Source organism: Microbacterium sp. UBA3486 (assembly GCF_002377845.1).
Taxonomy (GTDB): Bacteria; Actinomycetota; Actinomycetes; order Actinomycetales; family Microbacteriaceae; genus Microbacterium; species Microbacterium maritypicum_A.
Genome location: NZ_DFQP01000005.1, coordinates 1,332 through 15,475, shown reverse-complemented (window position 1 = coordinate 15,475; position 14,144 = coordinate 1,332). Strand labels below are relative to the sequence as shown.

The following is a 14,144-nucleotide window of genomic DNA, read 5'->3' as shown; positions in this document are numbered from 1 at the left end:
CCTCCGGCTCCTACGTGCGCCTCAACTACGCGAACGCCGACACCGCCCGCTTCGCGGAGGCCGCCGGCATCCTGGGCGCCGTGCTCGACGGGGCCTGAGGGGTCGCTCAGACCGGAAGGCCGACCTCAGGCTTCGGGGGCGCCGTCCTGCGGCGGGCCGGCGGGGCGGTGGGCGCGACGGCCGGCCACCACGACCGGACGACCGGCACGTTCCTGACCGGGCAGCGGACGGGAGCGGCGGCCGTAGATGAGCTCCGACGAGTCGAGCAGCCACGGCACGAGCGTGATCGACACCCCGTGCACGAGCATGAGCTGGTTGGCGAGACGGCGTGCGCGGCGGTTGTGCAGGAACGACTCCCACCAGTGGCCGACGATGTACTGCGGCAGGTACACCGTCACGACGGACGAGCCGTGCTTCTCGCGGTACTGCTTGATGAACTGGGTCACCGGCTGCGCGAACGAGCGATACGGCGACTCGACGATCACGAGCGGGATCGGCACCAGGTGGTCGGCCCAGTCCTTCTGCAGCTGGGCCGCATCGTCGGAGGCCACGGCCACGTGCACCGCCAGCGTCTTGCCGTGCTTGGCCGCGATCGCGTAGTCGATGGCCTTCACGACGGGCTTCTGCAGTCGGTTGACGAGCACGATGGCGAGGTCGCCGGTCGCACCGAACTTCGTGGTGTCGTCGATCGCGATCTCATGCTCGACGTCGCGGTAGTACCGCTTCACCCCCAGCATCAGGAAGGCGAGGATCGGGATCGCGAAGAAGACCAGGTACGCGCCGTGCGTGAACTTGGTGATCGTCACGATGACCAGCACGAGCACGGTCATCGCGGCGCCCGTGGAGTTGATGATGAGTCCGACCTTCGCCGAGCGGCGGTCGGATGCCGAGGCGCCGTCGATCCCCGAGTCCTTCGTGCCCTCGACCGGTCCGCGCAGCACGCGTCGCCAGTGCCGCACCATGCCGATCTGTCCGAGCGAGAACGAGACGAACACGCCGATGATGTACAGCTGGATCAGCGTGGTCAGCTTCGCCTGGAAGATCACGAGCACCGCGATCGCCGCGATGCCGAGCAGGATCATGCCGTTCGAGAACACGAGGCGGTCACCGCGGGTGTTGAGCGACTTCGGCGCGTAGCCGTCGCGGGCGAGCACGGCGCCCAGCAGCGGGAAGCCGTTGAAGGCGGTGTTCGCGGCGAGCAGCAGCACGCACGCGGTCGCGGCCTGAACGATGAAGAACGCGATGCTGCCGCCGCCGAAGGTCGCTGCGGCGATCTGCGCCATCAGGCTGGGCTGCGGATTCGTGCAGTCGAAGCCGACGAGGTCGCACGGGTTCTCGGCGTAGTGCACGCCGGTGATCAGAGCGAGGGCGGTGAGGCCGGCGAACAGGCAGATGGCGATCGACCCCATCAGCACGAGTGTCGACTGGGCGTTGCGCACCTTCGGGGCGCGGAAGGCGGGAACGCCGTTCGACACGGCCTCGACACCGGTGAGGGCGGAGCATCCGCTCGAGAACGCGCGCAGGATCAGCAGGATCACGGCCGCCTGGCCGAGGCTTTCGGCCTGCACCGAGAACTCGGCGCTCGAGGCGACAGGGGCGTCGCCCAGGAAGGTGCGGATCAGGCCGGTCACGATCATGATGCCGACCGAGCCGATGAACACGTACGTCGGGATCGCGAAGACCAGGGAGGCCTCGCGCACCCCGCGGAGGTTCACGACGATGATGAGGATCACGAAGCCGACGGCGAGCTCGACGCGGAACGGGTCGAGCCCCGGCACGGCCGAGATGATGTTGTCGACACCGGAGGCGACCGACACGGCCACGGTCAGCACGTAGTCGACCAGGAGCGCCGCGGCCACGATCACACCGGGGATCTCGCCGAGGTTCTTCGACGCGACCTCGTAGTCCCCACCGCCCGAGGGATAGGCCTTGATGAGCTGGCGGTAGCTGAGCACGACCACGATCAGCAGCACCACGACCGCGATCGCGACGAGCGGCGTGAACGACAGGAAGGTGAGCCCGCCGATCAGCAGGATCATCACCAGCTCCTGCGGGGCGTAGGCCACCGAGCTGAGCGCGTCTGACGCGAAGATGGGAAGAGCCATCCGCTTCGGGAGCAGCTGGTCGTCGACCTGCTGGCTCGTCAGCGGTTCTCCGATGAGGATGCGCTTGGCGAGCGGCGGTGAGTCCGCGCCCTCCCTGTTTTCGTCTGACACGTCCGGCGACACTACGCCTCCTGATGGCATCCTCACGCGATCCTCACGGAATCCCTACGGTGGGATGCGCGGTCCTCACGGAATCCTTACGCGCAAAGCTACACTGGCACGCGGTGGAAGATCAGGTGCTGCTCGGATTCATCGCGATCGCGATGGGGGCGGCTTTCGGCATCCTCCTGTTCGTGCCTTTCGTGGCGGTCAGTTATCGCCGACGCGGTCGACTCGGTCTCGGACGAACCCTGCTCTGGCTGTCGGCCCTGATCTACTTCTGGGCGATCTGGACCTATACCCTGCTGCCGCTGCCGGACCCCGACACGATCCGTTGCGTCGGAGCGATCACCGATCCGATGTCGGTCGTGCGCGATGTGCGGAAGGCTTTCGCGGCCCCGGGCAATCCGCTGCGTCAGCCGGCTCTGCTGCAGCTGGTCTTCAACGTGCTGCTGTTCGTGCCGCTCGGCTTCTTCGTCCGAGTGCTCGCCGGTCGTGGGGTGCTCACGGCGCTCGCCGCCGGCTTCGGCCTGTCGCTGCTGGTCGAGACGACGCAGCTGACCGGCGTGTGGGGCGTCTACCCGTGCGCGTATCGCTTCTTCGACGTGGGCGACCTCATGACGAACACCCTCGGCGCGGTCATCGGCTGCATCGCGGCGATCCTCGTCCCGCGGTCGCTGCGCGGCGTGAAGGTGAGCCCGGACGCCGATCGTCCCCGTCCGGTCAGCCGCGGCCGCCGCCTGCTCGCGATGCTGTGCGACTTCCTCGCCTACGGGTTCCTGAGCGTGGGGGCCGGGGTGACCGTGCAGGTGTGGCTGGAGTTCGTCGTGGACGACCGCGCCGCGGTGCTCGACGGCGCCCTCGCATCCGCCGCCGCCACCATCGTCCCCTCAGCACTGTTCCTGGTGCTGATCCTGGTCGGCGGGCGCTCGGTGGGCGACATCGCGGTGCAGCTCCGATACGCGGGATCGCGCCTGCCCGCACCGTTCGCGCGGCTCCTGCGCTGGGCGGGCGGCATCGGCGGGATCAGCGCGCTGCAGCTGCCCGGCGGGTTCTTCGGCTTCGCGGCGGCAGTGCTGTTCCTCGCCGCGATCGTGCTGCCGTTCACGACACGTGACGGTCGCGGACTTCCCGGCGTCGTCTCCGGACAGCACCTCGTCGACGCGCGGGCGGGTGCCGCGGGCCCTGCGCCGAGCGTGCCCGCATCCGCTTCCCCTCCGCGCGACGCATGACCGACTGAGGGTCCGATGAACGCCGCGGGCTCAGCTCTCCGTGTGGGGACGCGGCATGTACCACTCGGTGAACTCCGTCGCCCGCCCGTCGGGAGCGAGCCGGATGATCCAGAGGTTGAGGTAGTCGCGTTCGGCCGGGTATTCCGTGCGCCCCTGGACGACCACGAAGCCGCCGACCTCGTGCAGGACCTCCCACTCGAACGTCCAGGAGCCCGGTTCATCGCCGTCGTCGATCCACCCGGACACGATCGCCTCGCGCCCCACGCGCGGCTCCGAATCGGGGCTCGTGAGATATCTGGCGTCGTGCGTGAAGAGTGCTCCGATCCGCTCGGGATCGTTCGATCTCCATGCCTCGATGTAGGCCCCGGTCCAGTCCTCGCCTGCGGTCGTCATGTGCTCCGTTCTAGGCCGCGGGGGAGGTTGCGTCAACCCGTTCGCGAATCGTGAGGACATCGGGGATCCACAGCGGTTTCCGATCACGAACCCGTAACGTCGATGGCATGACGACTGTTCACGTCACCGAGGACACGATCAACCAGGCCCGCGAGCTGCGCGATGAGCTGCAGCGGTTCCTGCGCGAGTACGAGTTCGGGATGCGCGAGGTCGAGACGAAGATCTCGATCCTGCGCGACGAGTTCACGCACGACCACGCGTACAACCCGATCGAGCACGTGAAGAGCCGGCTCAAGTCGCCGGACAGCATCGTGGAGAAGATCGCCCGCAAGGGCATCGACGAACCCGACTTCGACCGCATCCGCGCGGAGATCACCGACATCGCCGGTGTGCGCGTGACCTGCAGCTTCGTCGCCGACGTCTACCGCCTGTTCGATCTGCTCACCGCGCAGGACGACGTCACGGTGCGCACGGTGAAGGACTACATCGCGCAGCCGAAGGCCAACGGCTACAAGAGCCTGCACGCGATCATCGAGGTGCCCGTCTTCCTGTCGACCGGTGCGCTCTCGGTACCGGTCGAGGTGCAGTTCCGCACGATAGCGATGGACTTCTGGGCCAGCCTGGAGCACAAGATCTACTACAAGTTCTCGAACCAGGTGCCCTCGCATCTCGTCGACAGCCTGTCGGACGCCGCGGATGCCGCCGCCGAGCTCGACAGTCGCATGGAGCGCCTGCACCGGGAGGCGCACGGCGTGCCGCAGCGTCAGCTCGCTCCGCCGCCCCCTCCTGCCCCGCCGTCGATCCCGGACGCCCCGTCGGCGATCCCGGACGCCCCGACCGGCCCACGCGTCGTCGGGGTCTGACCGAAGACGCGCCGAGCACCCGTCCACAACTCCGGAGAAGCTGCGGACGGGCGGCGCCCTGCGTGGCGGTGTTGCGACGGAGCCGCGGTGCTGGGAGCATCGGCGGGTGGTGAGAACGCAGGAAGCCGTGTCCGTGGACGCCGAGCACGACGTCGATGAATTCGCGCGCGTCGACGACCTCGCCGGGCTCGATCGCGACCGGCAGCGGTGCGAGTGCGATCACGGCGACGACGACGGCTACCAGCCGTGCGGACGCAAGGCCAAGTGGCGCGTGACGGTCGACTGCGTCTGCGGCGAAGGCCACCCGCGCCGGGTCGAGATCCTGTGCTCCCGATGCATGCGGACACTGAGGAAGTTCCAAGGACGTGAGGCCGTCACCGTGCGCCGCCTCTGACCGTCGAGCCCGTCTGCCGCGGGATCATCCCATCCGATCGTGGTTCCGCTCCGAACAACGGGGGATCACACCGGCGACGGTGTCGACGTGATGTCGGACAGGAGACGACCATGGTGCAGCGCCGCAGTGGCAAGAGGTTCCTCGTCTGGGCCGCCCTCGCGGGCGTGATCGGCGGGGGCGTCTTCCTCGCCACGGCCGAGCTGTTCGCGCTGCTCTTCGCGCGCGCAGCCAGTCCGATCCTCGCCGTGGGCGGGTTCGTGATCGACATCGTGCCGCAGCCCTTCAAGGAGTTCGCGATCGCCACGTTCGGCGAATACGACAAGATCGCCCTGCTCGCCGGCCTCGGACTGGCCGTGGTCATCGCCTCGGCGATCGCCGGCATCCTGCAGTTCGTACGGCCGCCGCTCGGCGTGATCGCTCTCGTGATCGCGGGTGCACTATCGACCGCAGCGATCGTGACCCGGGCCGCCGTCGCTCCGCTCGCCTTCCTGCCCCCGGTCCTGGGAACCGTCGTGGGGTCGTTGGTCCTCGTGCTCCTGTGCCGTCGCCTGCGCGGATGGAGGGATTCCGTCGTCGGCGTCGAGAGCGAACGGAAGAGCGACACGTCGACCGCTGGAGACGAGATCGTCCGTGCCGACGACGAGGGAGAGTCCGTCCGCCCCGGAATCGACCGCCGCCGCTTCTTCGTCCTCGCCGCGCTCGCCGGGGCATCCGCACTGGTCGTGGGCATCACCGCCCGCACCGTGAGCATGGCGGTGTCGTCGGTCGAAGCGATCCGCGGTGCGCTCAAGCTGCCCTCCCCGAAGACCACGGTGACCGTGCCGCAGGGCGCCGAGCTCGACATCCCCGGGCTCAGCAAGCTGTTCACCCCGAACAAGGACTTCTATCGCGTCGACACCGCACTCACGGTGCCCTCGATCGATCCGGACACCTGGCGTCTGGTGATCGACGGGATGGTCGACCAGCGTGTGGAGATGAGCTTCCAGGACATCCTCGACATGGGCCTCGATGAGTACGCGATCACGCTCACGTGCGTCTCCAACGAGGTCGGCGGTGAGCTCGTCGGCAACGCGAAGTGGCTGGGGGTGCCGTTGCGCGACGTGCTCAAGAAGGCGGGAGTGAAGTCCGGTGCCGACATGGTGCTCTCACGCAGCGTCGACGGCTACACCGCGAGCACGCCGCTCTCGGCGTTGACGGACGACGACCTCGACGCGATCCTCGCCGTCGGGATGAACGGTGAACCCCTGCCCCTCGAACACGGATTCCCGGTGCGGATGGTCGTGCCCGGCCTCTACGGATACGTGTCGGCGACCAAGTGGCTCACCGAGCTCAAGGTCACCACCTTCGCCCAGGACGAGGCGTACTGGACTCCCCGGGGCTACAGCGCGGAGGCCCCGATCAAGTTCGCCTCGCGCGTCGACACCCCCAAGATCGGCGAGGCGGTCGACGCCGGGAAGATCCCGATCGCCGGAGTCGCCTGGGCGCAGTCGGTCGGTATCGAGCGCGTGGAGGTCAGCATCGACGACGGGGACTGGATGCCGGCGACGCTGTCGACCCCGATCAACGACGACACCTGGGTGCAGTGGTTCATGGAGTGGGATGCCACGCCCGGCACGCACTACGTCGCCGTGCGTGCGATCAACAAGAACGGCGATCTGCAGATCCAGGAGCGTGCGCCGATCGCACCGAACGGTTCGTCGGGCTGGCAGCGTTCACTCATCCGGGTCAACTGAGAGCCGTGCGCGGTCGGCGGCTCGGGCCTAGTGTGGGAGCCATGGGCCCGCTCCCCGCACTCGTGATCACCGTCTCGGACCGATCATTCTCCGGAGAGCGCGAGGATCGCGGAGGTCCGATCGCCGTGGGCCTGCTCCGCGATGCCGGATGGCAGTGTCCCGACGCCGAGATCGTCGCCGACGGCGCGGGTTCGGTGGCGGACGCTCTGCGCCGGGCCGTCGCCCGCGGCATCCGGCTGGTGGTGACGACCGGGGGAACCGGTGTCGGTCCTCGTGACCTGACGCCCGAGGGGACGCGGCGCGTGATCACCCGAGAGATCCCCGGGATCGCCGAGGAGCTGCGTCGCAGCGGACTCGCCGACACCCCGCTGTCCGTGCTGTCACGCGGGCTCGCCGGCATCGTCGATCCTGACGGCACGCTCGTCGTGAACCTTCCCGGTTCGCCGCGGGCCGTCGCCTCCGGCGTCCCCGTGGTGCTCGGCGTCGCCGGGCACATCCTGGATCAGGTGAAGGGCGGAGACCACTCATGAACGACGTGCGGATCGCAGCGATATCGGAGGAGCGACTCGATCTCGACGCGCACCTCGCCGCGGTCGAAGACCCTCGGCTGGGGGCCGTGACGACCTTCGTCGGGCGGGTGCGCGACAACGACCCCGACGCCGAGACACCCGTGGTCGGGCTGGAGTACAGCGCTCACCCCGATGCGGAGGCGACGCTGCGGCGGATCGCCGAGCAGGCCGGTGCCGGCGCGGAAGCCCCCGCCGTGGTGGCCGTGAGCCATCGCATCGGACGCCTCGACGTGGGCGATGCGGCCGTGGTGATCGCGGTCGCCTCCGAACACCGTGCCGAGGCTTTCGAGGTGTGCCGGGCGGTCATCGAGGCGATCAAGAGCGACCTCCCCGTCTGGAAGCGTCAGCTCGAGGTCGACGGGACGTCGTCGTGGAAGGGCATCGGCGGCTGAGCCGCAGGGGCAGCCGTCGATCCTGACGCGCCATCTGCATGAGCTCGTGCCGCGTGCAGGAGGAAACGCCGGTCATCGGTCCTGCAAGCGGCCAGCATTCCTGCAGGTGGCGTGTGGTCATCCACCCGCGAAGGGCGGGAGCACGTCGATGAGGTCCGCGTCGTCGAGGACGAGGTCGCCGTCGGTGCGCACCCCGTCGACGAGCACCGCGCAGCGCGGCAGGATGTCGACGAGGGCCGGATGCTCGGCGACGACCGCTGCGCGCAGGGCGACGAGTGACCGTTCCCCGCGCTCCTCGACGTCGGTTCCCGCAGCCTCCGCAGCAGCGGCGAAGTAGCGCACCCGCGTCATCGGGGGTCTCCGGGGTCTGCCTCGCCCGGACGGACCCAGTCGCCGGAACGGCCGCCCGACTTCGCCACGATCCGCACGTCTTCGATCACGACGGCGCGGTCGACGCCCTTGATCATGTCGACGATCGCGAGGGCGGTGACCGACACGGCCGTCAGCGCCTCCATCTCGACACCGGTCTTGCCGGTGAGCTTGACGGTGGCCTCCACCCGCAGGCCGGGCAAGTCAGCATCCTCGACGATATCGACGGTCACTTTCGAGAGCATCAGCGGATGACACAGCGGGATCAAATTGGACGTCTGCTTGGCGGCCATGATGCCGGCGATCCGGGCGGTGCCGATGACATCGCCCTTCTTGGCATTGCCGTCGCGAATGATCGCAAGGGTCTCCGGTTTCATTCTGACAGAGCCTTCGGCCACGGCCACACGAACCGTGTCATCCTTGGCCGACACATCGACCATATGCGCCTCGCCAGACGCGCCGATATGTGTCAGGCCTTTTGCCTCGTCGCTCATTCCGCCGCCAATGCGCCGGGCTTGCCGGTCAGCAGCATGCGCGTGGCCTGGGCGACGTCGTCCTTGCGCATCAGGCTTTCGCCGACGAGGAAGGTCGTGATGCCGGAGGCCTGCAGGCGCTGGCAGTCTTCATAGGTGAAGATGCCGCTTTCACCCACGAGCAGGCGATCCGCCGGCACCATCGGTGCCAGTTCTTCGCTGACGGTGAGGCTGACGTCAAAGGTGCGAAGGTTACGATTGTTGATGCCGACCAGCGGCGACTTGAGCTTCAGGGCCCGCTCCATCTCTTCGGCGTCATGCACTTCAACCAGCACATCCATGCCGAGCTCGAAAGCAACGCCTTCGAGTTCAGCGGCTTCATCGTCAGAGAGCGACGCCATGATCAGCAGGATGCAATCGCCACCCCAGGCGCGTGCCTCATAGACTTGATAGCCATCGAACATGAAGTCCTTGCGCAGCGCGGGGAGCGCACAGGCCTGACGGGCAGCGGTGAGAAATTCCGGCGCACCCTGAAAGCTCGGGCTATCCGTCAGGACAGACAGGCAGGCGGCACCACCGGCCTCATAGGCGGCGGCGAGGGACGGCGGATCGAAATCGGGCCGGATGAGCCCCTTCGAAGGGCTCGCCTTCTTGATTTCGGCAATCAGTCCGAAGCGACCCTCATCGCGGGCACGAACCAGCGCACGGTGAAAACCACGAGGCGCCTCCTGGGCGGCGATCCGGTCCTTGAGTTCGGACAGAGAGACGGCCGCCTTCGCGGCAGCGATTTCTTCCCGCTTGTAAGTTTCGATGCGCTTCAGGATGTCGGTCATGGTCTGAACTTACCCCTGCGCGGCCGAATTGGAAATGGTGATCAGCGTCTCGAGTGCACGTGCGGCACTGCCCGTGTCGAGCGACTGGCTGGCGAGATGCATGCCCTCGGTCACGTCCTTGGCCTTGCCGGCAACGATCAGCGATGCGGCTGCATTACAGAGGGCGACATCGCGATAGGGCGTCTTTGCCCCGCCCAGAACATCGCGAAGGGCTGCTGCGTTCACAGCGCCGTCGCCACCGCGGATCGCATCGAGCGAGACGGTCTCGACGCCGAAATCATCGGGCGTGAGGTCGAAGCTGCGGATTTCGCCGTCCTTCAGCTCCGCGACCTGGCTCGGTCCCGTGGTGGTGATCTCGTCGAGACCACTGCCATGCACGACCCAGGCACTGGTCAGGCCCAGATCCCGGAGGGCCTCGGCGCCGGGGATCAGCCACTCGGGCGAGTATACGCCGAAAAGCTGCTTTTTCACGCGCGCAGGGCTCGAAAGCGGGCCGACGATGTTGAAGATGGTGCGCGCACCGAGCTCAACGCGAGCAGGGCCGACATGGCGCATGGCCGGATGATGCAGCTGCGCGAACATGAAGCCGATCCCGGCCTCGCGGATGCAGCGCGAGATCATGTCCGGCTCGATGTCGAGCTTGACGCCGAGTTGCGACAGTGCATCCGCCGTGCCCGACTTCGAGCTCAGGGCGCGATTGCCGTGCTTGGCAACGGGCACGCCGGCGCCGGCAACGATCAGCGCCGCCAGCGTCGAGATGTTGTAGGTATTGGTGCCATCGCCACCGGTGCCCACGATGTCGATTGCATCGTCCGGTGCATCCACCGGCACCATCTTCTGCCGCATGATGGACACGGCGCCGGCGATTTCGTCGACGGTCTCTCCGCGCACGCGCAGGCCCATCAGAAAGCCGCCCACCTGGGCCATGCTGGCTTCGCCCGACATCAGGATTTCGAAAGCGTCGCTCGCCTCCTGCCGCGTGAGCGGCTGGCGCGTTGCGATCTTGGCGATGAAGGGCTTCAACCCGGACATTCTACAGCTCCCCCTCTGGCCGGACTTATCGGACGATCGCCTGCTGGGCCAGCGCCTGATTGATGGTCACGCCGTATTCCGACTGCAACTGCCCCACCATCTGGTCGAGGATGTCGTCACCGGCCGCATTGGCAACCTGGGCGATCTGCGCATCGTCCGTGAGCGGCACGCCGCCCGTGGGCTGATCACGCACGGCAGTCACCGTTAGCAGGATCTGCGTGGAGGGATCCGCGCCGGATGCCGTGGCAACCGTGCCCTGCGGGCCGGAGAAAGCCGCCGTGACCGCGGTCGGGCCGAGCACCGCGTCCTCGCTGCGGCGGGTGATGCCCGCCTTGCTTTCGACGGCGAGACCGAGTTCCGTCGCGATATCCTCGAGCTTTTCGCCGTCGGCGATGCGCTTGCGCAGGCTCTCCGCCTTGGCGCCGAGCGCTATACGCTGCTGCTCGGCAGTCCAGTCGGCGACAGCCTTCTCGCGCACTTCCGCAAGTTCCCGGTCGCGCTCCGGCTTGACATCGGTGACTTCGAACCAGATGAAGCCGTTGCTGCCCATGTTGACCGGCAGCGCCTCGACGCCGATCTCCGTGCGGAAAACCTCCGTCAGCAGCTTGTCACGCTCCGGGATGCCGGCGACTTCCGTCTCGCGGTTGTCGAGACCACGGCGATCGATGTCCGTAACCGTCGATGTTGTCAGCTTAAGCTGGTCGGCGGCTTCTTTCAGCGTCGAGCCACCGGCACGCAGGTCTTCGAACTGGTCGTGGACGGCGGTGAGGTCCGCGATCGCGGCAGATTCGGCAAGCGCTTCGCGGATCTGTTCCTTGACCTCTTCGAGCGGCTGCGTGCGGCCTTCCTTGATATTGGTGATCCGCAGGATGACGGGCCCAAGCGCGCCTTCGACCACGGGCGTCGTGCCCCCCTCGGTCGTCACCGCGAAGGCTGCTTCCGCGAGCGCCGGGTCGGGGAGGCGGTCTCGGGTGAAATCACCCAGCAGCACGTCGCCGGCCGTCTTGCCCTGATCTGCGACGAGCTGGTCGAAGCTGGTGCCGTTCTGCAGTTCCTGCAGGGCCGCTTCCGCCATTTCGCGGCTTTCGAACGAGAGCTGCTCGATCGTACGGGTGCCGGCAATCTCGTAGGAAGACTTGCGGCGCTCATAGTCTTCACGGATCTGCTCGTCGGTGATGGCAGCCGTATCGGCGATGTCGGAAGGCTCGAGCTTCACATAGTTGAAACTGCGATATTCCGGAGCGCGATAGCCGGACTTGGTGGTCTCGAACCAGGCGGCGAGCGTTGCGTCGTCGGGTGCCTTGACCGGCTCGATATTGGCGTTGGTCAGCAGCAGATAGTTGATGTCGCGATTTTCGTAACGATAGGTCTTGAGCGCATCGACCAGCACCTTCGGCGCAACGAAACCGTCTGCCGTGGCGTCAACGATCTGGCTCCGGATGGCGACCTTCGAGCGCTCCTCGATATAATCGTCCTCACGCAGACCCGCACTGCGCAGACGAGACGAGAAGAGGGCGCGATCGAAATTGCCGGCCGCATTCTTGAAGGCCGGATCGTCGGCAATCAGCTGGGCGAGGCGGTCCTGGGACAGACCGAGATTCATGTCGGCCGCGAGCTGGTCGAGAGCCGCGCCGGCGGCAAGCTGCGAGAATACCTGCGCTTCGATGCCGAAGGCACGCGCCTGTTCGGTGGTGAGCTGCATCCCGAATCGGCTGCTCATGTCCGCGACCTGCCGCTGATAGGCAAAGGCGAAGTCGTTGGACGAGACGGTCTGGTCACCCACGGCAACCACGGTATCCGACGTATTGCTGAACAGCGAGGCAGAGACGCCCCAGACGCCGAAGGACACGACGAGCAGCAAAAGCAAGATCTTGGCGAACAGGGTTTGGGAAGCTTTTCTCAAGAAGACGAGCATCGGGACGCATAAACCTCATTGTAAATCTTCGTCCGGGACGAAGCAGGTTGACTTCCTTAGAACAAAGCTTTCGGGAATTGAAGGCGTGGAGCGGCGAAATGCGGATCCTTCACGGGGAGTTTGACCGGCTTGAGCCGGAAAAGCGTTTGTTGTGAGACCCGAAACGGAAGAAGGCCGGACAGAGCCGGCCTTCTCGATGTTCCACAGCGTGAGATGGACTCAGCGGTCCGAAAGCGGCTTGTAGTCGCGCTTCGGGGCGCCGGTGTAGAGCTGGCGCGGACGACCGATACGCTGCTGCGGATCTTCGATCATTTCGTTCCACTGCGCGATCCAGCCGACGGTGCGGGCGAGCGCAAAGAGAACGGTGAACATGGTCGTCGGGAAGCCGAGCGCACGCAGCGTGATGCCGGAGTAGAAGTCGACGTTCGGGTAGAGCTTGCGCTCCTTGAAGTAGTCGTCTTCGAGCGCGATCTGCTCGAGCTCCTGCGCGAGGCCGAGCAGCGGGTCGTTCACGCCGAGCTCCTCGAGCACGCGGGCGGCGCTCTCCTTGACGATGCGCGCGCGCGGATCGTAGTTCTTGTAGACCCGGTGCCCGAAGCCCATGAGCTTCACGCCGTCTTCCTTGTTCTTGACCTTCTCGACGAATGTCTCGACGCTCTGGCCCGAGTCCCGAATGCGGGCGAGCATGTCGAGCACGGCCTCGTTGGCTCCGCCGTGCAACGGGCCCGAAAGCGCGTTGATGCCCGCGGAGACGGAGGAGAACATATTCGCACCGGTCGAGCCGAAGAGGCGCACCGTCGACGTCGACGCGTTCTGCTCGTGGTCGGCGTGGAGGATGAGCAGCTTGTCGAGTGCGTCGACGAGCACCGGGTTCATGTCGTACTTCTCGGCCTTGTTGCCGAAGTTGAGCCGCAGGAAGTTCTCGACGAAGTTGAGGTTGTTGTCGGGGTAGAGGAACGCCTGGCCGATCGACTTCTTGTGCGCGTAGGCGGCGAGCACGGGAAGCTTGGCGAGCAGCCGGATCGTATTCACCTCGACGAACTCCGGCACCGCCGTGTCGAGTGACGACTCGTAGTACGTCGACATCGTCTGCAGACCACCCGAGAGCACCGCCATCGGGTGCGCCGTGTGCGGCACGCCCTCGAAGTAGTACCGCATGTCTTCGTGCAGCAGGGTGTGCCGGCGGATCTCCTCATCGAACGCGCCCAGCTGATCGGCCGTGGGCAGCTCGCCGTAGATCAGGAGGTAGGAGACCTCGAGGAAGGTGGAGTGCCTCGCGAGCTCTTCGATCGGGTACCCGCGGTAGCGCAGAATCCCCTGTTCGCCGTCGATGTACGTGATCTTCGACTTCGTCGACGCCGTGTTCACGAACCCGTAATCGAGCGCCGTGTGCCCGCTCTGCTTGGTGAACGTGCTGACGTCGATCGCCGAGTGCCCATCGACCGCGTCGACGATCGGGAACTCGGCGGATCCGCCTGGGAAGGTCAGCTTGGCGGTGGCCGGGCCCTGCGTCGATTCGGTCACGTCGTCTCCTCGTGAGGTCTCAATGCTGGCGCTGCGTCGGGTATGACACGGCCATTCCTATCACCCTATCGGCTCCGAGGGGAACCGGGGGCTGCGGCACGGGGGTGCCGCACTCGGCTCAGAATATCTTGATGTGAAGCGAAATGTCGATTCGGACGACGTCATCCCGCGGTCGGCGCCGAAGCGCGAATGCGCGCGGCGGCGGCGGCGATATCGGC

General features: G+C 66.7%; 14 protein-coding genes. 6 read left to right on the top strand and 8 right to left on the bottom strand.

Annotated elements, in window-relative coordinates; translation table 11 throughout:
* Positions 1 to 125: 125 nt before the first annotated feature.
* Positions 126 to 2,246 carry an APC family permease gene (locus B2869_RS00500; protein ID WP_029260062.1) on the bottom strand — a complete coding sequence of 707 codons (2,121 nt, stop codon included), beginning with the start codon at positions 2,244 to 2,246 and terminating at the stop codon, positions 126 to 128.
* Between the two features lie 83 nt (positions 2,247 to 2,329).
* On the opposite strand from B2869_RS00500, the gene B2869_RS00495 reads away from it, so the two are divergent.
* Positions 2,330 to 3,436, top strand: coding sequence for a VanZ family protein (locus B2869_RS00495; RefSeq protein ID WP_292761344.1), 1,107 nt, complete (start codon positions 2,330 to 2,332; stop codon positions 3,434 to 3,436).
* 30 nt (positions 3,437 to 3,466) lie between these two features.
* Here the strand turns inward: B2869_RS00495 and B2869_RS00490 are convergent, their stop codons facing one another.
* Positions 3,467 to 3,829 (bottom strand): nuclear transport factor 2 family protein, encoded by a 363-nt coding sequence (locus B2869_RS00490; RefSeq protein WP_029260060.1) that lies wholly within the window; start codon positions 3,827 to 3,829, stop codon positions 3,467 to 3,469.
* 107 nt (positions 3,830 to 3,936) lie between these two features.
* On the opposite strand from B2869_RS00490, the gene B2869_RS00485 reads away from it, so the two are divergent.
* From B2869_RS00485 to B2869_RS00465, 5 genes are all read left to right on the top strand, one after another.
* Positions 3,937 to 4,692, top strand: a complete 756-nt coding sequence (locus B2869_RS00485; RefSeq protein WP_292761341.1) for a GTP pyrophosphokinase — start codon at positions 3,937 to 3,939, stop codon at positions 4,690 to 4,692.
* Between the two features lie 133 nt (positions 4,693 to 4,825).
* Entirely contained in the window at positions 4,826 to 5,086 is a 261-nt protein-coding gene (locus B2869_RS00480) for a hypothetical protein (RefSeq protein WP_136025407.1), read from the top strand.
* A 110-nt stretch (positions 5,087 to 5,196) separates the two neighbouring features.
* On the top strand, positions 5,197 to 6,819 hold the full coding sequence (locus tag B2869_RS00475; protein WP_136023942.1) for a molybdopterin-dependent oxidoreductase: 1,623 nt from the start codon (positions 5,197 to 5,199) through the stop codon (positions 6,817 to 6,819).
* Between the two features lie 41 nt (positions 6,820 to 6,860).
* Positions 6,861 to 7,349 carry a MogA/MoaB family molybdenum cofactor biosynthesis protein gene (locus tag B2869_RS00470; protein WP_292761331.1) on the top strand — a complete coding sequence of 163 codons (489 nt, stop codon included), beginning with the start codon at positions 6,861 to 6,863 and terminating at the stop codon, positions 7,347 to 7,349.
* Positions 7,346 to 7,780 carry a molybdenum cofactor biosynthesis protein MoaE gene (locus B2869_RS00465; RefSeq protein ID WP_292761328.1) on the top strand — a complete coding sequence of 145 codons (435 nt, stop codon included), beginning with the start codon at positions 7,346 to 7,348 and terminating at the stop codon, positions 7,778 to 7,780. Before B2869_RS00470 ends, B2869_RS00465 begins: the two co-directional genes overlap by 4 nt.
* Before the next feature lie 117 nt (positions 7,781 to 7,897).
* On the opposite strand, the gene B2869_RS00460 is transcribed toward B2869_RS00465, so the two are convergent.
* The 6 genes from B2869_RS00460 to B2869_RS00435 all read right to left on the bottom strand — a co-directional run bounded on the left by B2869_RS00460 (position 7,898) and on the right by B2869_RS00435 (position 13,926).
* Complete coding sequence (locus B2869_RS00460) at positions 7,898 to 8,131, bottom strand: MoaD/ThiS family protein (RefSeq protein WP_029260054.1); 234 nt, start codon at positions 8,129 to 8,131, stop codon at positions 7,898 to 7,900.
* Positions 8,128 to 8,643, bottom strand: a complete 516-nt coding sequence (gene moaC, locus B2869_RS00455) for a cyclic pyranopterin monophosphate synthase MoaC (RefSeq protein ID WP_292761323.1) — start codon at positions 8,641 to 8,643, stop codon at positions 8,128 to 8,130. The genes B2869_RS00460 and moaC overlap by 4 nt, the downstream gene beginning before the upstream one ends.
* Positions 8,640 to 9,455 (bottom strand): indole-3-glycerol phosphate synthase TrpC, encoded by an 816-nt coding sequence (trpC, locus tag B2869_RS00450; protein WP_292761320.1) that lies wholly within the window; start codon positions 9,453 to 9,455, stop codon positions 8,640 to 8,642. The genes moaC and trpC overlap by 4 nt, the downstream gene beginning before the upstream one ends.
* Before the next feature lie 9 nt (positions 9,456 to 9,464).
* Entirely contained in the window at positions 9,465 to 10,478 is a 1,014-nt protein-coding gene (trpD, locus tag B2869_RS00445) for an anthranilate phosphoribosyltransferase (RefSeq protein ID WP_292761317.1), read from the bottom strand.
* A 34-nt stretch (positions 10,479 to 10,512) separates the two neighbouring features.
* A complete protein-coding gene (locus tag B2869_RS00440; RefSeq protein ID WP_292761315.1) occupies positions 10,513 to 12,402 on the bottom strand; it encodes a peptidylprolyl isomerase in 1,890 nt (629 codons plus the stop codon).
* 219 nt (positions 12,403 to 12,621) lie between these two features.
* Positions 12,622 to 13,926: a citrate synthase gene (locus tag B2869_RS00435; protein ID WP_292761312.1), complete on the bottom strand. Its 1,305-nt coding sequence runs from the start codon at positions 13,924 to 13,926 to the stop codon at positions 12,622 to 12,624.
* Positions 13,927 to 14,144: the final 218 nt, after the last annotated feature.

Excerpts from the sequence above, each read along its gene's own strand:
- B2869_RS00500 (WP_029260062.1), bottom strand. The coding sequence starts at position 2,246 with ATGCCATCAGGAGGCGTAGTGTCGCCGGACGTGTCAGACGAAAACAGG.
- B2869_RS00490 (WP_029260060.1), bottom strand. The coding sequence starts at position 3,829 with ATGACGACCGCAGGCGAGGACTGGACCGGGGCCTACATCGAGGCATGG.
- B2869_RS00485 (WP_292761341.1), top strand. The coding sequence starts at position 3,937 with ATGACGACTGTTCACGTCACCGAGGACACGATCAACCAGGCCCGCGAG.
- B2869_RS00475 (WP_136023942.1), top strand. The coding sequence starts at position 5,197 with ATGGTGCAGCGCCGCAGTGGCAAGAGGTTCCTCGTCTGGGCCGCCCTC.
- B2869_RS00470 (WP_292761331.1), top strand. The coding sequence starts at position 6,861 with ATGGGCCCGCTCCCCGCACTCGTGATCACCGTCTCGGACCGATCATTC.
- B2869_RS00465 (WP_292761328.1), top strand. The coding sequence starts at position 7,346 with ATGAACGACGTGCGGATCGCAGCGATATCGGAGGAGCGACTCGATCTC.
- B2869_RS00460 (WP_029260054.1), bottom strand. The coding sequence starts at position 8,131 with ATGACGCGGGTGCGCTACTTCGCCGCTGCTGCGGAGGCTGCGGGAACC.
- moaC (WP_292761323.1), bottom strand. The coding sequence starts at position 8,643 with ATGAGCGACGAGGCAAAAGGCCTGACACATATCGGCGCGTCTGGCGAG.
- trpC (WP_292761320.1), bottom strand. The coding sequence starts at position 9,455 with ATGACCGACATCCTGAAGCGCATCGAAACTTACAAGCGGGAAGAAATC.
- B2869_RS00440 (WP_292761315.1), bottom strand. The coding sequence starts at position 12,402 with ATGCTCGTCTTCTTGAGAAAAGCTTCCCAAACCCTGTTCGCCAAGATC.